This window comes from Klebsiella sp. GW_Kp181 (assembly GCF_040062315.1).
Classification (GTDB): Bacteria; Pseudomonadota; Gammaproteobacteria; order Enterobacterales; family Enterobacteriaceae; genus Klebsiella; species Klebsiella oxytoca.
Window position 1 is genome coordinate 21,695 of the sequence record NZ_JBEAFR010000080.1, and the last position, 23,381, is coordinate 45,075.

General features: G+C 53.1%; 19 protein-coding genes. 15 read left to right on the top strand and 4 right to left on the bottom strand.

Going from position 1 to position 23,381, the window contains the following annotated elements:
* Positions 1–7: 7 nt before the first annotated feature.
* From atpA to ABLV11_RS22140, 4 genes are read left to right on the top strand one after another with little or no spacing between them, the layout of a single operon-like run.
* On the top strand, positions 8–1,549 hold the full coding sequence (gene atpA / locus ABLV11_RS22125; RefSeq protein ID WP_004107281.1) for a F0F1 ATP synthase subunit alpha: 1,542 nt from the start codon (positions 8–10) through the stop codon (positions 1,547–1,549).
* Between the two features lie 50 nt (positions 1,550–1,599).
* A complete protein-coding gene (atpG, locus tag ABLV11_RS22130) occupies positions 1,600–2,463 on the top strand; it encodes a F0F1 ATP synthase subunit gamma (RefSeq protein ID WP_105889412.1) in 864 nt (287 codons plus the stop codon).
* Between the two features lie 26 nt (positions 2,464–2,489).
* The gene (gene atpD / locus ABLV11_RS22135; protein WP_004107276.1) at positions 2,490–3,872 is read left to right on the top strand and encodes a F0F1 ATP synthase subunit beta; all 1,383 of its coding nucleotides are present in this window, start codon (positions 2,490–2,492) and stop codon (positions 3,870–3,872) included.
* Positions 3,873–3,892: 20 nt separating this feature from the next.
* Complete coding sequence (locus ABLV11_RS22140; protein ID WP_004107274.1) at positions 3,893–4,312, top strand: F0F1 ATP synthase subunit epsilon; 420 nt, start codon at positions 3,893–3,895, stop codon at positions 4,310–4,312.
* Between the two features lie 415 nt (positions 4,313–4,727).
* Here ABLV11_RS22140 and ABLV11_RS22145 read toward each other — a convergent pair whose 3' ends face one another.
* Positions 4,728–6,899 (bottom strand): right-handed parallel beta-helix repeat-containing protein, encoded by a 2,172-nt coding sequence (locus ABLV11_RS22145; protein WP_049128942.1) that lies wholly within the window; start codon positions 6,897–6,899, stop codon positions 4,728–4,730.
* A 345-nt stretch (positions 6,900–7,244) separates the two neighbouring features.
* On the opposite strand from ABLV11_RS22145, the gene glmU reads away from it, so the two are divergent.
* From glmU to ABLV11_RS22195, 10 genes are all read left to right on the top strand, one after another.
* Entirely contained in the window at positions 7,245–8,615 is a 1,371-nt protein-coding gene (gene glmU / locus ABLV11_RS22150) for a bifunctional UDP-N-acetylglucosamine diphosphorylase/glucosamine-1-phosphate N-acetyltransferase GlmU (RefSeq protein ID WP_032729177.1), read from the top strand.
* Positions 8,616–8,795: 180 nt separating this feature from the next.
* The gene (gene glmS / locus ABLV11_RS22155; protein ID WP_126489663.1) at positions 8,796–10,625 is read left to right on the top strand and encodes a glutamine--fructose-6-phosphate transaminase (isomerizing); all 1,830 of its coding nucleotides are present in this window, start codon (positions 8,796–8,798) and stop codon (positions 10,623–10,625) included.
* Between the two features lie 316 nt (positions 10,626–10,941).
* Positions 10,942–11,982, top strand: a complete 1,041-nt coding sequence (pstS, locus tag ABLV11_RS22160; protein WP_126489664.1) for a phosphate ABC transporter substrate-binding protein PstS — start codon at positions 10,942–10,944, stop codon at positions 11,980–11,982.
* Positions 11,983–12,173: 191 nt separating this feature from the next.
* A complete protein-coding gene (gene pstC / locus ABLV11_RS22165; protein WP_004107261.1) occupies positions 12,174–13,133 on the top strand; it encodes a phosphate ABC transporter permease PstC in 960 nt (319 codons plus the stop codon).
* On the top strand, positions 13,133–14,023 hold the full coding sequence (gene pstA, locus ABLV11_RS22170; protein WP_004107257.1) for a phosphate ABC transporter permease PstA: 891 nt from the start codon (positions 13,133–13,135) through the stop codon (positions 14,021–14,023). The genes pstC and pstA overlap by 1 nt, the downstream gene beginning before the upstream one ends.
* Positions 14,024–14,070: 47 nt before the next feature.
* A complete protein-coding gene (gene pstB / locus ABLV11_RS22175) occupies positions 14,071–14,844 on the top strand; it encodes a phosphate ABC transporter ATP-binding protein PstB (RefSeq protein WP_004107254.1) in 774 nt (257 codons plus the stop codon).
* 49 nt (positions 14,845–14,893) lie between these two features.
* Entirely contained in the window at positions 14,894–15,619 is a 726-nt protein-coding gene (gene phoU / locus ABLV11_RS22180; protein WP_004107251.1) for a phosphate signaling complex protein PhoU, read from the top strand.
* A gap of 475 nt (positions 15,620–16,094) precedes the next feature.
* Positions 16,095–17,741, top strand: coding sequence for a carbohydrate porin (locus ABLV11_RS22185; protein ID WP_004107248.1), 1,647 nt, complete (start codon positions 16,095–16,097; stop codon positions 17,739–17,741).
* A 34-nt stretch (positions 17,742–17,775) separates the two neighbouring features.
* Positions 17,776–18,948, top strand: a complete 1,173-nt coding sequence (locus ABLV11_RS22190; RefSeq protein ID WP_172598541.1) for an alpha/beta hydrolase-fold protein — start codon at positions 17,776–17,778, stop codon at positions 18,946–18,948.
* A 54-nt stretch (positions 18,949–19,002) separates the two neighbouring features.
* Positions 19,003–19,725, top strand: coding sequence for a glucosamine-6-phosphate deaminase (locus tag ABLV11_RS22195; RefSeq protein ID WP_004116725.1), 723 nt, complete (start codon positions 19,003–19,005; stop codon positions 19,723–19,725).
* 55 nt (positions 19,726–19,780) lie between these two features.
* Here the strand turns inward: ABLV11_RS22195 and yieH are convergent, their stop codons facing one another.
* Positions 19,781–20,446, bottom strand: a complete 666-nt coding sequence (yieH, locus tag ABLV11_RS22200) for a 6-phosphogluconate phosphatase (RefSeq protein WP_064344047.1) — start codon at positions 20,444–20,446, stop codon at positions 19,781–19,783.
* A gap of 167 nt (positions 20,447–20,613) precedes the next feature.
* On the opposite strand from yieH, the gene adeP reads away from it, so the two are divergent.
* Complete coding sequence (adeP, locus tag ABLV11_RS22205; RefSeq protein ID WP_004116723.1) at positions 20,614–21,951, top strand: adenine permease AdeP; 1,338 nt, start codon at positions 20,614–20,616, stop codon at positions 21,949–21,951.
* Positions 21,952–22,034: 83 nt separating this feature from the next.
* Here adeP and ABLV11_RS22210 read toward each other — a convergent pair whose 3' ends face one another.
* Both ABLV11_RS22210 and ABLV11_RS22215 read right to left on the bottom strand, forming a co-directional pair.
* Positions 22,035–22,601, bottom strand: coding sequence for an NADPH-dependent FMN reductase (locus tag ABLV11_RS22210; RefSeq protein WP_004116720.1), 567 nt, complete (start codon positions 22,599–22,601; stop codon positions 22,035–22,037).
* A 37-nt stretch (positions 22,602–22,638) separates the two neighbouring features.
* Entirely contained in the window at positions 22,639–23,376 is a 738-nt protein-coding gene (locus ABLV11_RS22215; protein WP_004107226.1) for a hypothetical protein, read from the bottom strand.
* Between the last annotated feature and the right edge of the window lie 5 nt (positions 23,377–23,381).

Genomic DNA, 23,381 nt, shown 5'->3' on the forward strand with positions numbered 1-23,381 from the left:
CTGGAGCATGCAACTGAATTCCACCGAAATCAGCGAACTGATCAAGCAGCGCATTGCTCAGTTCAATGTTGTGAGCGAGGCTCATAACGAAGGTACTATCGTTTCTGTAAGTGACGGTGTTATCCGCATTCACGGCCTGGCCGATTGTATGCAGGGTGAGATGATCGCTCTGCCGGGTAACCGTTACGCTATCGCACTGAACCTGGAGCGCGACTCCGTTGGTGCGGTTGTGATGGGTCCGTACGCTGACCTCGCCGAAGGCATGAAGGTTAAATGTACTGGCCGTATCCTTGAAGTTCCGGTTGGCCGCGGCCTGCTGGGACGTGTGGTTAACACCCTGGGTGCACCGATTGATGGTAAAGGTCCGCTGGAGCACGACGGCTTCTCTGCCGTTGAAGCTATCGCTCCGGGCGTAATCGAACGTCAGTCCGTCGATCAGCCGGTGCAGACCGGTTATAAATCCGTTGATGCCATGATCCCAATCGGTCGTGGTCAGCGTGAACTGATCATCGGCGACCGTCAGACCGGTAAAACCGCTCTGGCAATCGACGCCATCATCAACCAGCGTGATTCCGGCATCAAGTGCGTCTACGTGGCAATCGGCCAGAAAGCGTCCACCATTTCTAACGTGGTGCGTAAACTGGAAGAACACGGCGCGCTGTCTAACACCATCGTTGTGGTTGCAACCGCATCTGAATCCGCCGCGCTGCAATACCTGGCTCCGTATGCCGGTTGCGCAATGGGGGAATACTTCCGTGACCGCGGTGAAGATGCGCTGATCATTTATGATGACCTGTCTAAACAGGCCGTTGCTTACCGTCAGATTTCCCTGCTGCTCCGCCGTCCGCCTGGACGTGAAGCATTCCCGGGCGACGTATTCTACCTCCACTCTCGTCTGCTGGAGCGTGCTGCACGTGTTAACGTCGAATACGTTGAAGCTTTCACCAAAGGTGAAGTGAAAGGTAAAACCGGTTCTCTGACCGCTCTGCCGATTATCGAAACCCAGGCGGGTGACGTTTCTGCGTTCGTTCCGACCAACGTAATTTCTATTACCGATGGTCAGATCTTCCTGGAAACCAACCTGTTCAACTCCGGTATTCGTCCTGCGGTTAACCCGGGTATCTCCGTATCCCGTGTTGGTGGTGCAGCTCAGACCAAGATCATGAAGAAACTGTCCGGTGGTATTCGTACCGCGCTGGCACAGTATCGCGAACTGGCGGCGTTCTCGCAGTTTGCTTCTGACCTTGACGATGCAACCCGTAAGCAGCTGGACCACGGTCAGAAAGTAACTGAACTGCTGAAACAGAAACAGTATGCGCCGATGTCCGTTGCGCAGCAGTCTCTGGTTCTGTTCGCGGCAGAACGTGGTTATCTGGCGGATGTAGAGCTGGCGAAAATCGGTAGCTTTGAAGCTGCTCTGCTGGCTTACGTCGACCGTGATCACGCTCCGTTGATGCAAGAGATCAACCAGTCCGGTGGCTATAACGACGAAATCGAAGGCAAGCTGAAAGGCATCCTCGATTCCTTCAAAGCAACCCAATCCTGGTAAAGTCTGGCGGCTTGCTTTAGGGCAGGCCGCAAGGCATTGAGGAGAAGCTCATGGCCGGCGCAAAAGAGATACGTAGTAAGATCGCAAGCGTCCAGAACACGCAAAAGATCACTAAAGCGATGGAAATGGTCGCCGCTTCCAAAATGCGTAAATCGCAGGAGCGCATGGCAGCCAGCCGTCCTTATGCAGATACGATGCGCAAAGTGATCGGTCACCTTGCGAACGGTAATCTGGAATATAAGCACCCTTACCTGGAAGAACGCGACGTTAAACGCGTGGGCTACCTGGTGGTGTCTACCGACCGTGGTCTGTGTGGTGGCTTGAACATTAACCTGTTCAAAAAGCTGCTGGCGGAAATGAAAGCATGGTCCGATAAAGGCGTTCAGTGCGAACTCGCAATGATCGGCTCGAAGGGCGTGTCTTTCTTTAATTCCGTTAGCGGTAATGTTGTCGCCCAGGTGACGGGTATGGGGGATAACCCATCCCTGTCCGAACTGATCGGTCCGGTAAAAGTGATGTTGCAGGCCTACGATGAAGGCCGTCTGGACAAGCTGTATATTGTCAGCAACAAATTTATTAACACCATGTCTCAGGTTCCAACCATTACTCAGCTGCTGCCGTTACCGGCTTCAGAAGATGATGAGTTGAAGCGTAAATCCTGGGATTACCTGTATGAACCCGATCCGAAAGCGCTGCTGGATACCCTGCTGCGTCGTTATGTGGAATCTCAGGTTTATCAGGGTGTGGTAGAAAACCTGGCCAGCGAGCAGGCCGCACGTATGGTGGCGATGAAAGCCGCGACCGACAATGGCGGCAGCCTGATTAAAGAGCTGCAGTTGGTATACAACAAAGCTCGTCAGGCCAGCATTACTCAGGAACTCACCGAGATCGTCGGTGGAGCATCCGCGGTATAACCAGGTTAATTCGTAGAGGATTCAAGATGGCTACTGGAAAAATTGTCCAGGTAATCGGCGCCGTGGTCGACGTCGAATTCCCTCAGGATGCCGTACCGCGCGTGTACGAGGCTCTTGAGGTACAAAATGGTAGTGAGAATCTGGTGCTGGAAGTTCAGCAGCAGCTCGGCGGCGGTATTGTTCGTACCATCGCCATGGGTTCTTCCGACGGTCTGCGTCGCGGTCTGGAAGTCAAAGACCTCGAGCATCCGATCGAAGTCCCGGTAGGTAAAGCAACGCTGGGTCGTATCATGAACGTACTGGGCCAACCGGTAGACATGAAAGGCGACATCGGCGAAGAAGAGCGTTGGGCGATTCACCGCGCAGCGCCTTCCTACGAAGAGTTATCAAACTCTCAGGAACTGCTGGAAACCGGCATCAAAGTTATCGACCTGATGTGTCCGTTTGCGAAGGGCGGTAAAGTTGGTCTGTTCGGTGGTGCGGGTGTAGGTAAAACCGTAAACATGATGGAGCTGATCCGTAACATCGCGATCGAGCACTCCGGTTACTCCGTGTTTGCGGGCGTAGGTGAACGTACTCGTGAGGGTAACGACTTCTACCACGAAATGACCGACTCCAACGTTATCGATAAAGTATCCCTGGTGTATGGCCAGATGAACGAGCCGCCGGGAAACCGTCTGCGCGTTGCGCTGACCGGCCTGACCATGGCTGAGAAGTTCCGTGACGAAGGTCGTGACGTTCTGCTGTTTGTCGATAACATCTATCGTTACACCCTGGCCGGTACTGAAGTATCCGCACTGCTGGGTCGTATGCCTTCAGCGGTAGGTTACCAGCCGACTCTGGCGGAAGAGATGGGCGTTCTGCAGGAACGTATCACCTCCACCAAAACGGGTTCTATCACTTCCGTACAGGCGGTATACGTACCTGCGGATGACTTGACTGACCCGTCTCCAGCCACCACCTTTGCGCACCTTGACGCAACCGTGGTACTGAGCCGTCAGATCGCTTCTCTGGGTATTTACCCGGCAGTTGACCCGCTGGACTCCACCAGCCGTCAGCTGGATCCGCTGGTTGTTGGTCAGGAGCACTACGACACCGCTCGTGGCGTTCAGTCCATCCTGCAGCGTTATCAGGAACTGAAAGACATTATCGCCATCCTGGGTATGGATGAACTGTCTGAAGAAGATAAACTGGTGGTAGCTCGCGCACGTAAGATTCAGCGCTTCCTGTCCCAGCCGTTCTTCGTGGCAGAAGTATTTACCGGTTCTCCGGGCAAATACGTCTCCCTGAAAGACACCATCCGTGGCTTTAAAGGCATCATGGAAGGCGAATACGATCACCTGCCGGAGCAGGCGTTCTACATGGTCGGTTCTATCGACGAAGCCGTGGAAAAAGCCAAAAAACTTTAACGCCTTAATCGGAGGGTGATATGGCAATGACTTACCACCTGGACGTCGTCAGCGCAGAGAAACAAATGTTCTCTGGTCTGGTCGAGAAAATCCAGGTAACGGGTAGCGAAGGTGAACTGGGTATTTACCCGGGGCACGCGCCGCTGCTCACCGCCATTAAGCCTGGTATGATTCGCATCGTTAAGCAGCACGGTCACGAAGAATTTATCTACCTGTCAGGCGGCATTCTTGAAGTGCAGCCGGGTAGCACGACCGTTCTGGCTGATACGGCAATTCGTGGCCAGGATCTCGACGAAGCGCGAGCCCTGGAAGCGAAACGTAAGGCTGAAGAGCACATTAAGAGCTCTCATGGTGACGTGGATTACGCTCAGGCGTCCGCGGAACTGGCCAAAGCGATCGCTAAACTGCGCGTTATCGAGTTGACCAAAAAAGCGATGTAACACCGGCTTGAAAGTTAAAAAGCCAGTCTGGTTTCCAGGCTGGCTTTTTTTATGGCTTCGTTTCAGAAATAACAAAACTAAAAAGATGGTTTAAAAAATTTGTGATGAATGTCTCATTTTTGTTGATCGTTTGGAGAATGCAGCGTAGACTTTGTTTTGTGATGTAAGTCACAAAAAATGCATCATAAAACGTAATCACTATCCAGGAAGAGATCATGAAACTGCTTAATAAAATCGTCGCTTTCTTCAGTGCTATGAACGTAACCTTCGGTACGTTCAACCACTAAGAAGTCAACTTTCCAGGCTGTTTTTGCGCTGTACCGCTAACTAAAACGACAACACATGCGGTGTGAAACAGACAGAAAGTGAAAAGGTCGCCCCAGGGCGACCTTTATGTTTTTCACGTATAGCGGGGTTAATTACGGCTGAGGAAGTTACCGGTATTGAAGCTGCCGTCAGCCTCACGTATTAGCGGGTCAGGCAGCGCCAGAGTCTGGTAATCGGCGCTGTTAATGCTTTTTCCTTGAGCGTTGATGCTTTTACCACCGTGGATAAAGTAGTTGCTATCGTCGATATTCCCGACAACGGCATCGTCATATTTCCCCGGCTGGCTACGTAAGGAAAGGTTCTCGCTGAACGTGCCCTGGGTTTCCGGCGCGCCGTATGGGCTTGGGCGGAACAGGTAGTTAAAGCGCTGGTTATCCACCGCGACGTTGTTGACCACTACCAGCTTGCCGGGATTGAAGTTGTCGGTGAAACCGTCGAGATGGTTCCCGATGGCGATGCTGTTACGTACCTCATGAGCAACCGGCTGCCCTTCCCCGCCGAGCTTAAAACCGTTGCTGGTATTATTGCGGGCAATAGAGTTCTCTATCACCACAACGCCGTTTGCACCGTCCTCAATCTTATTAAACAGATCGAAACCGTCGTCGATGTTATCGTGCGAGTAACAGCCTTCCAGCCGGTTCCCCTCTCCTACGCGCATTTTTACGGCGAAGCCATCGGCGTTTATTTTTCCCGGATCTTCGTTGCTAAAGGATTCTGAATTCACCACCCGGTTATAGCTGGCCCACAGCGGGCGTCCAACATCCGCCGGTGAGGAAATTTGAATGCCGGTATCATCGTTACGATAGGCGGTGACGTTCTCAATCAGGTTATGGCTACCCTGTATGCGCAGGCTCTTATCCGTAATCTCTACTCCATTGATATGCCAGTAGCTGGCATCCAGTAGTAGCCCGTGTATTACCGCTTTACCGGTGGCTTTCAGGGTCTTGGTTTTGTCTTTCAGGCCGCTGGCGCTCAGAGGGATGACGGTTTGCGGGTAGTCTCCGGCGGCTAATATAATTTCCCCGCCAGCGGGTACGAGCTCGACGGCGGAGGCTAAATCCAACGGCGACTCTGCCGTGCCTTTGGCCTGCGCTTGCCCCTCAGGTGCAGCATAGAGCGTATTGCCTGTGATATTGGCACTCTGTTCCACCGTCAGCGTCTGGGTCAGCGTTTTTGCGCTGGTGGTCGGCGTAAAGGTAACTTCGAACGTGCTTTTATCTTTCAGAACGGCAGGCTGGGTAAACATCTCACCGGCTTTCACGGCTTTATCCTGCCCGATCACCACTTCATCCTGGCGAACGGTTATGCGCCCGTCACTATTGGTACGCGCCTGTAGGATGTACTTTTTGTCCTGGCTTTTTGTTCCCGAGGCAATTTGCATGACCGGCGGCCAGCTTTTAGCGATGTACGGCGCAGAGGGAACAGTATTTGCCGCTGACGTGGTGAGCGAGGCGTTGCTGACGGTGATTTTAGCGTTACGAGAAGCAAAAAAACCGACGTAGTAATGTTCTTTATCCTGTTGAGCAATCAGATCGGCGTGAGGAACCTGCTGGCTTACCCATTTTTCACTGCCCGTCGCTGCCCAGGAAGTAATAAACCCGTCGTTGGTGCGTTCCAGCCTGAGCTGGAACGTCGGCGTTTGCTGTATATCGATTTTTTCTTTATAACTCTGACGCTTTATTGATGCCCCCGCATTGCCCCACGGTTGGGTTATCCCTTCCCGGCTGATAGCCTGCAGCTTAATATGCGAGTGATCTTTTTTATCCTGCGTCATAATGGCGTTCATCACCATATTGGACGCCGCCGGGAACTCTTCATAACCGACCTTCAGCGGCTGTTGACGCGGAACTCCTATTACATCGCGCACCAGCAGTCCTGCCCCTTCCTGTGCTGCCGGGCGAGCGCCATTTTCCGGGCCAAACTGATTGACGGTCACCGTTGCCTGCAGGATAAAATTCTGACTGGTCGGAAGTTGGGTATAAAAGAAGGTCAGTCCGTCGTGGGAGTTGGCAATTTTACCTCCCCGGCTTTCAATAGTAATGGGTTGGCTGAGATCGGCGACGTCCTGCGGCGTCAGTTTTTTACCGGCGATAGTGACATCATTGACGCCAATCTTTTCAGGCAGAACATTCGAGGAAAAATTGCTGTCCGTGGATTGCCCGAAGGCGATAGCGCGCCACTGAGGGCCTTCGTTGGCCTGCAGCGGTAGCGCGATCATCGTACTGCAAAGGGTTAATGCCAAAGGTATTTTGTTATTCATTCTTTTCTCCTGGGTAATTATTAATCGGCATTATCAGGAAAATGAAATGGTGTTTCTATTTATCACGTCACAATTAATGAATATTAAAACTGCGTTTTATTTTATGGGTTTTCTTTATTTACCCGCCAAAAAAACAGCAAAAGCAGAGGGATAGCCTGGCCACCCCCTCATAAAAATGATTTTTTTGCGCGAAACGGGTTTGCGCTGACTAAAAATAGCCCCCTAAAATGATGTATTGCGTGAAGCCTGCGCGTTTTATCTCCGTCTCGTTTCATGATGAAAAATATGTAGATATTTCAACGTGAAAGGCTTTTACTTTTCGTTCTAACAGCAGTCAGGATGCGTATGTCAAACAGTCCGATGAGCGTGGTGATTCTTGCCGCAGGCAAGGGTACCCGCATGTATTCCGATCTTCCCAAGGTGCTGCATTCGCTGGCCGGCAAGCCAATGGTTCAGCATGTCATTGATACGGCTAAAGAATTAGGTGCTTCCGCTGTCCATCTGGTCTACGGGCACGGCGGCGATCTCCTTCGCCAGACGCTGCACGAAGATAAGCTAAATTGGATCTTACAGGCTGAACAGCTGGGTACCGGCCACGCCATGCAGCAGGCGGCGCCGTTCTTCAAAGATGATGAAGATATCCTCATGCTGTACGGCGATGTACCGTTGATTTCCGTCGAAACATTAAAGCGCCTGCGAGAAGCGAAACCGCAGGGCGGCATCGGTTTGCTGACGGTGAAGCTGGACGATCCGACCGGCTATGGCCGCATTACGCGCCATAACGGTGCGGTAACCGGCATTGTTGAGCATAAAGACGCCAGCGAAGAGCAGCGTCGGATTCAGGAAATTAATACCGGAATTCTGGTCGCCAACGGGGCGGATCTCAAACGCTGGCTGGCTAAGCTGACCAATAACAACGTGCAGGGCGAATATTACATTACCGATATTATCGCCATGGCCTATGCCGAAGGTCGCGAAATCGCGGCAGTCCATCCTCAGCGCCTAAGCGAAGTGGAAGGCGTGAATAACCGGCTGCAGCTATCCCGCCTGGAACGCGTCTGGCAGTCTGAAAAGGCGGAGGCACTTCTGCTCGCAGGCGTAATGCTTCGCGATCCGGCGCGTTTTGACCTGCGCGGCGTGCTGAAACACGGGCGCGATGTCGAAATAGATACTAACGTTATTCTCGAGGGGCATGTTGTTCTGGGCAATCGGGTGAAGATCGGCTCCGGCTGCGTGATCAAGAACAGTACCATTGGCGATGACTGCGAGATCAGTCCTTATACCGTAGTGGAAGATGCTCATCTTGAGGCCGCCTGTACTATCGGGCCATTCGCACGGCTGCGCCCTGGCGCGGAGCTCCTGGAAGGCGCGCACGTCGGCAACTTTGTCGAAATTAAAAAGGCGCGTCTGGGGAGAGGCACGAAAGCCGGGCATCTTTCCTACCTCGGAGACGCTGAGATTGGCGATAACGTCAATATCGGCGCCGGCACCATCACCTGTAACTATGATGGCGCAAATAAACATAAAACGGTGATCGGCGATGACGTGTTTGTTGGTTCGGACAGCCAGCTGGTCGCTCCCGTGACCATCGGCAAGGGAGTCACCATTGCTGCAGGAACGACGGTAACGCGCAACGTTGCCGACGATGAGTTAGTTTTAAGCCGCGTGCCGCAGGTTCATAAACAGGGCTGGCAGCGCCCGGTGAAGAAGAAGTAACGCTTTTCTCTTTCGCCCTTTTGGGGGAAAGAGCGGGGTGAGGGGATAAAATAATCCTCCCCCCACGGCAGTGCCCATAAAAATAACCCCACTCTCTACAAGGCTCGGGGCGCCCGGAAAAACGGGTAAACAGGTTGACCGACAACGTATGGCATACAGCCAAAATCGGAATGAAAAACTATGTGTGGAATTGTTGGCGCAGTCGCGCAGCGTGATATTGCTGAAATCCTTCTCGAAGGTTTACGTCGTCTGGAATACCGCGGTTATGACTCCGCCGGTCTGGCAGTCGTCGATAACGAAGGTCATATGAACCGCGTTCGTCGCCTTGGGAAAGTCCAGATGCTGGCCCAGGCGTTGGAGGAACATCCGTTGCACGGTGGGACGGGAATTGCCCATACCCGCTGGGCGACGCACGGCGAACCCTCTGAAGGCAACGCGCATCCGCATGTTTCTGACCATATTGTGGTCGTGCATAACGGAATTATCGAGAACCATGAGCCGCTGCGCGAGCTGTTGCAGTCGCGGGGCTACATTTTCGCCTCCGAGACTGACACCGAAGTTATTGCGCATCTGGTTCACTGGGAGCTGGAACAAGGCGGCACCCTGCGTGATGCTGTTCTGCGGACTATCCCGCAGCTTCGCGGCGCTTACGGTACCGTGATTATGGATTCCCGCGATCCGGGTACGCTGCTGGCCGCTCGTTCGGGCAGCCCGCTGGTTATTGGCCTGGGGATGGGAGAAAACTTCATTGCCTCCGATCAGCTGGCGCTCCTGCCGGTTACCCGCCGCTTTATCTTCCTCGAAGAGGGGGATATTGCGGAAGTCACCCGTCGTTCGGTCACTATCTTTGATAAATCCGGCGCCGAAGTGCTGCGCCCGGATATTGAATCCAGTCTGCAGTATGATGCAGGCGATAAAGGTATCTATCGCCACTATATGCAGAAAGAGATCTACGAGCAGCCGAATGCGATCAAAAATACCCTCTCCGGGCGCATTAGCCACGGTGAAGTTGATTTAAGCGAACTGGGCCCGCAGGCTAACGAGCTGCTGTCTCAGGTTGAGCATATTCAGATCATCGCCTGCGGTACCTCCTACAACTCAGGAATGGTTTCCCGTTACTGGTTTGAATCGCTGGCCGGTGTGCCGTGTGATGTCGAAATCGCTTCTGAGTTCCGCTATCGTAAATCGGCCGTGCGTCGCAATAGCCTGATGATCACCCTCTCGCAGTCCGGCGAAACGGCGGACACCCTCGCAGGTCTGCGCCTGTCTAAAGAGCTGGGCTATCTGGGCTCGCTGGCGATTTGTAACGTGCCAGGTTCATCACTGGTGCGGGAGTCCGATCTGGCGATGATGACCAATGCCGGGACGGAAATCGGCGTCGCTTCGACTAAAGCCTTCACTACGCAATTGACCGTTCTGCTGATGCTGGTGGCGAAACTGGCGCGTCTTAAGGGCCAGGATGCCGCGATTGAACACGATATCGTGCATGGCCTGCAGGCGCTGCCGAACCGCATTGAGCAGGTGCTCTCGCAGGACAAGCGCATTGAGGCGCTGGCTGAGAATTTCTCTGATAAACATCACGCGCTGTTCCTCGGACGTGGCGATCAGTACCCCATTGCCCTTGAAGGGGCGCTGAAGCTGAAAGAGATCTCCTATATTCACGCGGAAGCCTATGCCGCTGGCGAGCTGAAGCACGGTCCGCTGGCGCTGATTGATGCAGAAATGCCGGTGGTTGTGGTCGCGCCGAACAACGAACTGCTGGAAAAGCTGAAATCTAACATTGAAGAGGTTCGCGCCCGCGGCGGCCAGCTGTACGTCTTTGCTGACGGCGATGCGGGTTTCACCAGCAGCGATAATATGCACATCATTGAGATGCCGCACGTTGAAGAGGTGATCGCGCCAATCTTCTATACTGTACCGCTGCAGCTGCTGGCTTATCACGTCGCGCTGATCAAAGGAACTGACGTCGATCAGCCGCGTAACCTGGCGAAATCGGTGACCGTGGAATAACGGTTTTTACATCGTGACAGGGCTGCCATCCGGCAGCCCTTTTTATTTGCGGCGAACGGCGAGATCCCACCCGCTTTATGACAGTCTGTCATTTTTGCGACGCTTTTTTGCCGTCATAAAAATAAAATTTTTCGGCAATATTTTCCTCATTATCTTTATTAACAATATGATTTGTATTGTTTTTATTTATCGTAAAATCCCGCCTTTTGGCTTGTCATAAAACTGTAATAATTCGTACATTTTACTGTCACCTGTTTGTCCTATTTTGCTCACCATAGCTTCGAAACAATGGTTTACGAATCCAGCAGGAGACATTATGAACGTTATGCGTACCACCGTCGCAACAGTTGTCGCCGCGACCTTATCGATGAGTGCTTTCTCTGTTTTTGCAGCAGCAAGCCTGACTGGCGCTGGCGCAACTTTCCCCGCGCCGGTGTATGCCAAATGGGCAGATACCTATAACAAGGAAACGGGTAATAAAATCAATTACCAGGGTATCGGCTCCTCTGGCGGCGTAAAACAAATTACGGCCAACACCGTAGATTTCGGTGCCTCTGATGCCCCTCTGGCTGACGACAAACTGGCTCAGGAAGGTCTGTTCCAGTTCCCGACCGTGATCGGCGGCGTGGTGCTGGCGATCAACCTGCCTGGCGTGAAATCAGGCGAGCTGGTGCTTGACGGTAAAACGCTGGGTGATATCTACCTGGGCAAAATCAAAAAATGGGATGACGAAGCGATTGCTAAGCTCAACCCAGGTATGAAGCTGCCTTCTCAGAACATCGCGGTTGTTCGCCGTGCGGATGGCTCCGGCACCTCCTTCGTTTTCACCAGCTACCTGGCGAAGGTGAACGAAGAGTGGAAATCTAAAGTCGGCGCGGGTTCAACCGTTAACTGGCCGACCGGGCTGGGCGGTAAAGGCAACGACGGCATCGCCGCGTTCGTTCAGCGTCTGCCGGGCTCAATCGGCTACGTAGAATATGCCTACGCGAAACAGAACAACCTCGCTTATACCAAACTGCTGTCTGCCGATGGCAAGCCGGTGAGCCCGACGGAAGACAACTTCGCTAACGCTGCGAAAGAAATCGACTGGAGCAAATCCTTTGCACAGGATCTGACTAACCAGAAAGGTGACAATGCCTGGCCGATCACTTCTACCACCTTCATCCTGGTTCACAAGGCTTCCAACAAGCCAGAGCAAACCGCTGAAGTGCTAAAGTTCTTCGACTGGGCGTATAAGAACGGCGGTAAAGAAGCTAATGCGCTGGATTATGCCACCCTGCCGGATAGCGTGGTTGAGCAAGTTCGCGCAGCATGGAAGACCAACGTAAAGGACAGCAGCGGTCAAGCGCTGTACTAATACCCGTCTTACGTCGAGTTACAGGGACGATGGCAGCGTTTGTTCATCCCGGGAGCATAGATACGCTATGTGACCAGGGTGAACAAGCTGGCTACCTGCCTGCAGCTCGAATTATTTAGGGTATGGCATTACCTTTGCCAGAAAGATCAGTAAACTACGATTTTTTCTGGCCCGAAACTGAAGAGTAACGTATGGCTGCAACCAAGCCGGCATTTAACCCTCCGGGGAAAAAGGGTGACATAATTTTCAGCGTGCTGGTAAAACTGGCGGCGCTGATTGTGCTATTGATGCTTGGCGGCATCATCGTCTCCCTTATCATCTCGTCCTGGCCAAGCATTGAGAAATTTGGCTTTGCCTTTCTGTGGACCAAAGAGTGGGATGCGCCAAACCAGATTTTCGGCGCCCTGGTGCCCATTTACGGGACGCTGGTCACCTCATTTATCGCGCTGCTGATCGCCGTACCGGTGAGCTTCGGTATCGCGCTGTTCCTGACGGAACTTTCACCCGCCTGGCTGAAGCGCCCGCTGGGTATCGCTATTGAACTGCTGGCCGCCATCCCCAGTATCGTTTACGGCATGTGGGGTCTGTTTATTTTCGCCCCGCTGTTTGCGACTTACTTTCAGGAGCCGGTTGGCAACGTTTTGTCGACCATTCCGTTCGTTGGCGCGCTCTTTGCGGGTCCGGCGTTTGGTATCGGCATTCTGGCGGCCGGCGTCATTCTGGCCATCATGATCATTCCTTACATCGCTGCCGTTATGCGTGACGTTTTTGAACAGACGCCGGTAATGATGAAAGAGTCCGCATACGGTATCGGTTGTACAACATGGGAAGTTATCTGGCGTATCGTTCTGCCCTTTACCAAAAACGGCGTGATTGGCGGGGTGATGCTCGGACTGGGGCGCGCGCTGGGGGAAACCATGGCGGTAACCTTTATTATCGGCAACACCTACCAGCTCGATAGCGCTTCGCTGTATATGCCAGGTAACAGCATCACCTCCGCGCTGGCGAATGAGTTTGCCGAAGCGGAAACCGGACTGCACGTTGCAGCCTTGATGGAACTGGGTCTGATTCTGTTCGTTATCACCTTTATTGTTCTGGCCGCATCAAAGTTTATGATCATGCGCCTGGCTAAGAACGAGGGGGCACGCTAATGGCGACGATTGAATTACAAACCACCGCAGAGCTGGCGGAATCCCGTCGCAAAATGCAGGCGAAACGCCGCATGAAAAACCGCCTCGCCCTGACGCTATCGATGGCGACCATGGCGTTTGGCCTGTTCTGGCTTATCTGGATCCTGATGTCCACCGTCACTCGCGGCATCGACGGCATGAGCCTGGCGCTGTTTACCGAAATGACGCCGCCGCCTAATACGGCGGGCGGCGGTCTGGCGAACGCCCTGGCAGGTAGCGGATTGTTGATCCTGTGGTCGACGGTTATCGGTACCCCTCTGGGCATTCTGGCGGGGATTTATCTGGCGGAATATGGCCGTAAATCCTGGCTGGCTGAAGTCATTCGTTTTATTAACGACATCCTGCTTTCCGCGCCGTCGATTGTGGTCGGTCTGTTTGTATACACCATCGTCGTTGCGCAAATGCAGCACTTTTCCGGCTGGGCGGGCGTGATTGCGCTGGCGCTGCTGCAGGTGCCTATCGTGATTCGTACTACTGAAAATATGCTGAAGCTGGTGCCGGATAGCCTGCGCGAAGCGGCCTATGCGCTCGGTACGCCAAAGTGGCGAATGATTTCTGCGATCACCCTGAAAGCATCGGTCTCCGGCATTATGACCGGTATCCTGCTGGCCATTGCCCGTATCGCCGGGGAAACGGCGCCGCTGCTGTTCACCGCGCTCTCCAACCAGTTCTGGAGCACCGACATGATGCAGCCGATCGCTAACCTGCCGGTAACGATTTTCAAATTTGCCATGAGTCCGTTTGCGGAGTGGCAGCAACTGGCATGGGCCGGGGTATTGATTATCACCCTGTGCGTATTGCTGCTGAACATTCTGGCGCGCGTTATTTTCGCGAAGAATAAACACGGTTAATTTTTGCGGCGCGGCGAAACGCGGCGCCGAACGAGGAAAAGAACGAGATGAGTATGGTGAATACGACCCCGGGTAAGCTTTCAGTTCGTAACCTGAACTTCTACTACGGAAAATTCCATGCCCTGAAAAACATCAACCTGGATATCACAAAAAACCAGGTGACGGCGTTTATCGGTCCGTCAGGCTGCGGTAAATCCACGCTGCTGCGTACGTTCAACAAAATGTTTGAGCTGTACCCGGAGCAGCGTGCAGAAGGTGAAATTCTGCTGGATGGCGATAATATTCTGACCAATACCCAGGATATCGCGCTGCTGCGTGCCAAAGTCGGCATGGTATTCCAGAAGCCGACGCCGTTCCCGATGTCTATCTATGACAATATCGCCTTTGGCGTGCGTCTGTTCGAGAAACTCTCCCGCGCGGATATGGACGAGCGAGTGCAGTGGGCTTTGACCAAAGCCGCATTATGGAATGAAACCAAAGATAAACTGCATCAGAGCGGATATTCTCTCTCCGGCGGTCAGCAGCAGCGTCTGTGTATCGCGCGCGGTATCGCTATTCGTCCGGAAGTGCTGCTGCTGGATGAGCCCTGTTCGGCGCTGGACCCGATCTCTACCGGGCGTATTGAAGAGCTGATCACCGAACTGAAACAGGATTACACCGTCGTTATCGTGACCCACAACATGCAGCAGGCCGCGCGTTGCTCCGACCATACGGCGTTTATGTATCTTGGCGAGCTGATTGAATTCAGCAACACGGACGATCTGTTTACCAAGCCCGCTAAGAAGCAAACTGAAGATTATATTACTGGCCGCTACGGTTGATTGCCCTTCTGCTATCAGGCTCTAACCTATTGGGCAATCAGGAGATACCATGGATAACCTAAATCTTAATAAACATATTTCCGGCCAGTTCAATGCCGAACTGGAGTACATCCGCACCCAGGTCATGACCATGGGTGGGCTGGTGGAGCAGCAGCTTTCTGATGCTATCACCGCAATGCATAACCAGGACAGCGAACTGGCAAAGCGCGTTATCGACGGCGATAAGCAGGTCAATATGATGGAAGTGGCGATCGATGAAGCCTGCGTGCGCATCATCGCCAAGCGTCAGCCGACCGCCAGCGACCTGCGCCTGGTGATGGCGATTATCAAAACCATCGCCGAACTGGAACGTATCGGTGACGTTGCGGATAAAATCTGCCGCACAGCGCTGGAAAAGTTCTCCCAGCAGCACCAGCCGCTGCTGGTGAGTCTGGAATCGCTGGGGCGCCATACCGTGCAGATGCTGCACGATGTGCTGGATGCTTTTGCCCGTATGGACCTTGATGAAGCGGTGCGGATTTATCGTGAAGATAAGAAAGTCGACCAGGAATATGAAGGCATCGTGCGCCAGCTGATGACCTATATGATGGAAGATTCGCGCACTATTCCCAGCGTCCTGACCGCGCTGTTCTGCGCCCGCTCGATTGAGCGTATTGGCGACCGCTGCCAGAATATCTGCGAATATATTTTCTACTTCGTTAAAGGTCAGGATTTCCGTCACGTTGGCGGCGACGAGCTGGATAAACTGCTGGCGGGAAAAGATCCTAAAGAGTAATGAATCACAGAGACTAATTCTGATATAAGGATATATCAGAATTAGTTATGATTAATGCAGTGGCTATTTTTTTATTCGCAAAAATTGATGCGATTTTCATCACAAATAATAATTTCGCCAATTGTGGTTTAATTTTTATAGCGTAACAATGTGGTTCATTAATCGGGTGACTTGTCGTTACAGGGCCCGAATAAATACGCTGGATTGTTACTGCGTAAGCAGGCAAAACCTGACATCACCGTTAACCGGGGGATGTCAGGTTTTTTTTTGCCAAATAATCCACCCGCAGTAAATGAATGGGATTGTTACCGCCGTGCGGGCAAAACCTGAAGAAAATCGCCTCTGTTTTATACAGGGAGTTTTCTTCAGGTTTTTTTATGCGATGCAAGGATGTCTGAGAATACACCATGCCTTCACGCAGGTTGTTATTTTTTCGCGATATTCAATTGCACTCATGTTTATATAAAGGGAACTTATGTTTAAAAAAAATCTGATTACATCTGCCATACTTATTATGGCACCGCTCGCTTATTCGACGCATGCTCTGGCGGAATCGCTAACGGTCGAACAGCGCCTTGAGCTTCTGGAAAAGGCGCTTAAAGATACGCAGTCCGAACTTAAAAAATATAAAGATGAAGAGAAAGCCAGAAATCAAATCTGGATCGCCAATACGCAGTCCGGTACCAACACACAACGTGCTTCTACGCAGGTTGCCAGCGCTCCCGCACCGGCCGGCGGCGCAGAAAAACCAGCCGCGGTTCTGGTGAAAAACGAACAGCCCGCGGCGAATGGCGAGTCCATTTATAGCTCGATGACAATGAAGGATTTCAGCAAGTTTGTGAAGGATGAAATTGGCTTCAGCTATAACGGCTATTACCGTTCCGGCTGGGGGACCGCATCTCATGGTTCACCAAAGTCCTGGGCGATTGGCTCGCTCGGTCGTTTCGGTAATGAATACTCTGGCTGGTTTGATTTACAGCTTAAGCAGCGGGTCTATCAGGAAGACAATAAGCGGGTTGATGCCATCGTGATGCTTGACGGTAACGTCGGGCAGCAGTATTCCTCCGGCTGGTTTGGCGATAACGCTGGCGGCGAGAACTATATGCAGTTCTCTGATATGTACGTAAATACCAAAGGTTTCCTGCCATTCGCACCGGAGGCGGATTTCTGGGTGGGTAAGCACGGCGCGCCGAAAATTGAAATCCAGATGCTGGACTGGAAAACGCAGAGAACCGATGCCGCAGCAGGCATTGGTCTTGAAAACTGGAAAGTGGGCGCGGGTAAATTTGATATCGCGCTGGTGCGCGAGGACGTCGATGACTACAACCGCACGTTGACCAAAAGCCAGCAAATTAACACCAATACTATTGATATTCGTTATAAAGAGATCCCTCTTTGGGATAAAGCATCACTGATGGTCAGCGGTCGTTATGTCGCGGCCAATCAGAGCTCATCTGAGAAATATAATGAAGGTAATAATGGATATTATGAATGGAAAGATACCTGGATGGCGGGAACGTCGTTAACGCAGAAGTTTGATAACGGCGGATTTAACGAATTTTCCTTCCTGCTGGCAAATAACTCCATCGCCAGCAGCTTCTCGCGCTACGCGGGATCCAGCCCGTATACCACCTTTAACGGCAGATACTATGGCGATCACACCAACGGCACCGCCGTTCGTTTGACCTCTCAGGGAGAAACCTATTTGAGTGATGACATCATTCTGGCGAACGCCATCGTTTACTCTTTTGGTAATGATGTCTACAGCTACGAGACCGGCGCGCACTCTGATTTTGAGTCTATTCGCGCCGTTGTGCGCCCGGCCTGGATTTGGGATAAATATAACCAGACCGGCGTTGAGCTGGGCTATTTCAAGCAGCAGAACAAAGATATCACCGGCAAGAAATATAACGAATCCGGCTACAAAACCACCCTGTTCCATACCTTTAAAGTGAATACCAGTATGCTGACCTCCCGCCCGGAAATTCGTTTCTATGCGACTTATATTAAAGCGCAGGATATCGACCTGGATAAGGCAGCCAACAGCAATACTCGCAGCATTTTTGAAGACGGTAAGAATGACCAGTTTGCCGTAGGCGCCCAGGCTGAAATCTGGTGGTAAGGCTGGTTCCGGTCAGGACAAATTCTAAAGAGGAATATCGATGAAACGACATGCTATTTACTTCGCTCTGGCGCTGGCAGGCGCTGCGTTTACCGCTCATGCCGCGCCATTCCCGGCCACCCCGAGCGCGGCGATCCCGGTCAGCCAGTATATTACCCAGGTTAACGGCGATAAGAGCATTACCTTCCGCCTGTTTGCCCCGGATGCAAAACGGGTATCCGTGGTAACGGGGGCAACGCCGGATACCTTCGTCTCCCATGATATGACCAAAGACGAGCAGGGGATCTGGACATGGAAAAGCGAAACGATGACCCCGAACCTTTACGAATATTATTTCGATGTCGACGGATTCCGTTCTGTCGATACCGGTAGCCGCTATCAAAAACCGCAGCGACAGGTGAATACCAGCCTGATTCTGGTTCCCGGCAGCATTCTTGACGATCGCGCGGTGGCTCACGGCGAGCTACGAACTTTGACCTATCACTCAAAGGCCCTGAATTCTGAGCGTCGCGCCTACGTGTGGACGCCGCCAGGCTATACCGGTAGCGGCGAGCCGCTGCCGGTGCTCTACTTCTATCACGGTTTTGGCGACAGCGGCCTGTCGGCTATCGATCAGGGACGTATCCCGCAAATCATGGATAACCTGCTGGCGGAAGGCAAAATCAAGCCCATGCTGGTAGTGGTGCCGGATACCGAAACCGATATTCCTGAAGCGGTTGCGGAAAACTTCCCGCCGCAGGAGCGGCGTAAAACCTTCTATCCGCTGAATGCGAAAGCGGCTGATAAAGAGCTGATGAACGATATTATTCCGCTGATTGATGAGCGCTTTAACGTGCGTAAAGACGCGGATGGCCGGGCGCTTGCCGGGCTGTCGCAGGGCGGTTATCAGGCGCTGGTCTCCGGAATGAACCATCTGGAGAGCTTCGGCTGGCTGGCAACCTTCAGCGGCGTAACGACAACGACGGTACCGGATGCCGGCGTTGAAGCACAGCTAAACCAGCCGCAGGCGATCAACAAGCAGCTGCGTAACTTTACCGTCGTCGTGGGTGAGAAAGACGTGGTCACCGGTAAAGATATCGCCGGCCTGAAAGCGGAGCTGGAGAAGCAGAAAATCAACTTTGATTACCATGAGTATCCGGGCCTCAACCATGAAATGGACGTCTGGCGCCCGGCCTACGCCGAGTTCGTTCAGAAGTTGTTCAAATAAAATTAAGGGGCCAGTTTGCTGGCTCCTTATCTTCAATACCTTGAGGGAGACAATATGAAATTAATCGTGACGGAAGATTATGCGGAGATGAGCCTGGTCGCCAGCCATCACGTTCTGGGCTATATCACTGCGCCGCGCAGGGTGAATCTGGCGGTGACGGCAGGCAGTACGCCGAAAAAAATGTATGAACATCTGACGGCCGCGATTAAAGGTAAACCGTTCTATTCTCAAGTCCATTATTACAACTTTGACGAGATCCCATTCCGTGGACAGGATCGTGAAGGCGTGACCATTTCCAATTTGCGCAATCTGTTTTTCACTCCCGCTCAGATCCCGGAAGAGAACATTCACAAGCTCAGCCATGAAAATTTTATGCATCACGACCAGAGGTTACAGGAAGAAGGGGGCCTCGATCTGATGGTGATGGGCCTCGGCGCCGACGGCCATTTTTGCGGTAACTTGCCGAATACCACGCGCTTCCACGATGCGACGGTGGAAGTCCCTATCGTCGGAGATATGGTGGGGCTTGTCGCTCACGGCGAAATGGGCGGCGACTTCTCTGCGGTGCCGGATAGCTACGTCACGATGGGGCCGAAAAGCGTTATGGCGGCGAAAAACCTGCTGCTTATCGTCAGCGGCGCCGCAAAGGCGCGGGCGCTACAAGAGGTGATTGAAGGCGAAGTCAGCGAGCGGGTTCCGGCATCAGTGCTGAAACTGCATCCATCCCTGGTGATAGTGGCTGATAAAGCGGCGGCTGCGGAATTGAGACAACCGTAATCCACTTTCAGCGTAGCGCAGGCGGGACGCGCCCTGATAGCGCTACGCTCCGGGTTTATCGCGTTATATTCCAGCCGCGCGCTTGCCATAGTTCAGGTAGCTCTTCCAGGCGGGTAAAGGTCGTCACCTTCGGATGGTCGATCGGCTTATTATGCGGATCGGCGCAGAAGTAGAACACCTCCATTCCGGCGGCAATCCCTGACTGCGCGCCTGCGCTGGAATCATCAACCAGAATGCAGTTTTCGACGTTAACGTTCATCGCTTTTGCGGCATGCAGCATCAGGGCCGGATCGGGCTTCCAGCGCTGAATATCATAGCCGCTGTAAAGACGCTCGGGAAAATGGTGCAGCATTCCGGTTTTACCCAAAGAGTGCTGCATTTTGCTCACCGGACCGTTGGAGACCACGCACATCGGCACGCTGACCGCGTCCAGTAGCGCCTGGGCGCCAGAGATGACTTCCAGTTCGGTATCAAACAGGCGGGCGACTTCATCGCGGTACACCGGCTCAAGGGTCGCCTTATCCAGATTAACGCCGTACTCCGCGTTAATGGTGTCGATAATCTCGTACAGCTTTACGCCCTTGAAGCGCTTAAAAATCTCCTCTAAATCCAGCGTAATGCCGAATTCCCTGAACATGTGAACGTAGGCGCGGGAGCAGATCACCTCGCTGTCGACCAGCGTGCCGTCACAGTCGAAAAATACTGCTTCTGGTTGGGTCATGTCGTTTCCATTTTAATAAGTTAACGTTTTCGTCTTGCTGATTTGTGAGACGCAATCGTTGCCGTATAAGCAAAATCGATGAAAAAAAGTATCTCACAACCGCCCTTATTGTCGCATTTTGGTATAGGATAGCGACGAATTTTCCCTCCTTTGTTCGGAAACCGATAATGAGTCAACAACAAACCAGCCAGTCTTCTGGCCAGGGTCTGCTGGAGCGCGTGTTCAAACTGCGTGAACACGGCACGACGGCACGCACCGAAGCGATTGCAGGTTTCACCACCTTTCTGACGATGGTGTACATCGTTTTCGTTAACCCACAGATCCTCGGCGTGGCGGGTATGGATACCAGCGCCGTTTTCGTCACAACCTGTCTGATTGCTGCATTCGGCAGCATCATGATGGGGCTGTTCGCGAACCTTCCGGTGGCCCTGGCGCCGGCGATGGGGCTAAACGCCTTCTTTGCTTTTGTCGTGGTACAGGCGATGGGCTTGCCCTGGCAGGTCGGGATGGGCGCGATTTTCTGGGGCGCCGTTGGCCTGCTCCTGCTGACGATTTTCCGCGTGCGCTACTGGATGATTGCGAATATCCCGGTTAGCCTGCGTATTGGTATCACCAGCGGTATCGGCCTGTTTATCGGTATGATGGGCCTGAAAAACGCGGGCGTTATCGTCGCCAACCCGGAAACCCTGGTGAGTATCGGCAACCTGACGTCTCACAGCGTGCTGCTGGGTATTCTTGGCTTCTTTATTATTGCTATTCTGGCTTCCCGCAACATCCACGCGGCGGTGCTGGTTTCTATCGTGGTCACCACTTTGCTGGGCTGGATGCTGGGTGACGTTCACTACAGCGGCATCGTTTCCATGCCGCCGAGCGTAACGACGGTCATTGGCCATGTTGACCTGGCAGGTTCGCTGAATCTTGGCCTGGCAGGAGTGATCTTCTCGTTTATGCTGGTGAACCTGTTCGACTCCTCCGGCACCCTGATCGGCGTAACCGACAAGGCCGGCCTGGCCGATGCTAAGGGCAAGTTCCCGCGTATGAAGCAGGCGCTGTTTGTCGATAGCGTATCCTCCGTTGCGGGGTCTTTTATCGGTACCTCTTCCGTCACTGCCTATATTGAATCTTCCTCTGGGGTTTCCGTGGGCGGCCGTACCGGCTTAACCGCCGTGGTGGTGGGCATTTTGTTCCTGCTGGTGATCTTCCTGTCGCCGCTGGCGGGCATGGTCCCTCCTTATGCCGCAGCCGGCGCGCTGATTTACGTTGGCGTCCTGATGACGTCCAGCCTGGCGCGCGTGAAGTGGGATGATTTAACCGAATCCGTTCCTGCGTTTATTACCGCCGTGATGATGCCGTTTAGCTTCTCCATTACAGAAGGTATTGCCTTAGGCTTTATCTCTTATTGCGTGATGAAGATTGGCACCGGCCGGCTGCGCGATCTCAGCCCGTGCGTTATTGTAGTTTCACTGCTGTTCGTGCTGAAGATTGTGTTTATTGACGCGAAATAAACAGTAAGCCCTTTTCTGTGAAAAGGGCTTTAGCGTTTACACCCTCTCCGCGAGGGAGAGGGCGGGGTGACATCCCTTTTTATTCAGGCCTTAACTCGCTGAATATACTCGGCAAAAGCGCTAAGCTGCCCGGTCAGATGATCGAGCGTGCCCTGATCGACAACTTTCCCCTCCTGCGGATCCACTTTATTCTGAATCACGCCGCCCATAAACTCGGGCTTATTCATCACCATCGCATCGAGGAATACCAGAATCTGACGCAGATGATACTGGCAGCGCGCGCCGCCAATGGCCCCCATAGAGCTGGTCTGGATCAGAACCGGCTTGCCGGATAGCGGTTGTTCCGGGAGACGAGACAGCCAGTCGATGGCGTTTTTCAGGCCGCCGGGCACCGAGTAGTTATATTCCGGCGTAACGATAACCACGCCATCCGCCTCACGAATTTGCTGCGCGATATCCTGAACGCTTTGTGGGAAACCCTCTTCCTGCTGCACGTCGGCATCATAGAGAGGAATATCGCCAATGGACGGTAACGCGGAAACTTCCATACCCGCGGGCGCGATGCCGGGCAGGGTACGTGCGACCATGGCATTAAAAGAGCCTTTGCGCAGACTTCCGAGTAACGTAACAACTTTCAACGTATCAGACATGATTGCTCCTTTGCATCATGATGGCCGGGAACACCGGTCAGTTGAGGGAGAAGGCTTTTTCTACCGGTAAACTGGTGAAGCGCATCAGCCGGGCGGATGGTTCTTTAGCACGGGTCTGCGCGTCAGGCAGGCTGCGCCAACCCTCTTTCGCGTTATATTCCCAGACTTTTAGCTGGCCAATATCCGGGCTGGCGGCAATAGACCAGACCAGCACCGTTTCGGCGTCGCAGACGGCTTCGATTGACTGCGTCCCGCTTGTCCGCAACCGTCCGGAGCCCGGGAGAAGCTGCAGGTTCAAGGCGGTTTCGCCGGTCAGCTTCATCACGCTTTTGCGTAACGCATCAAGCTGCGCGCGCGCTTCGTCAGGATCGTGCTGATTGCTAATCCATATTCGCTCATTACTGTTAAAAACATAACGCTCCGTATCGTGCGATGCATGTAACGCGCGGGAAGCGTGCGGCAATTCCATATCCAGGCCGCAATCGCCTTCGGTGGTTAAGGCAACGCCGACGATATTTCCGGCATAGGAGATGGAGAAACGCGGGAGATGTTCGTCGCGAAAAGCCGGTTTTCCATTCTCTTCGTCAATAATTTCGGGGAGTTCACTGATGCCGTACAACATAAAGAGGAGTTCTGCGAGGAGTGACCGGGATGCGCGATATCGGCTTTGTCGGTACTCAGGCAGGCGTCTGGCGGATTGATGACAGGCCGCTGACAGGCGTGTGGATAGCGGCTCCCGGGTGTTGAGTATCCCTCTTGCAAAATGCGTTGCCATTCTTC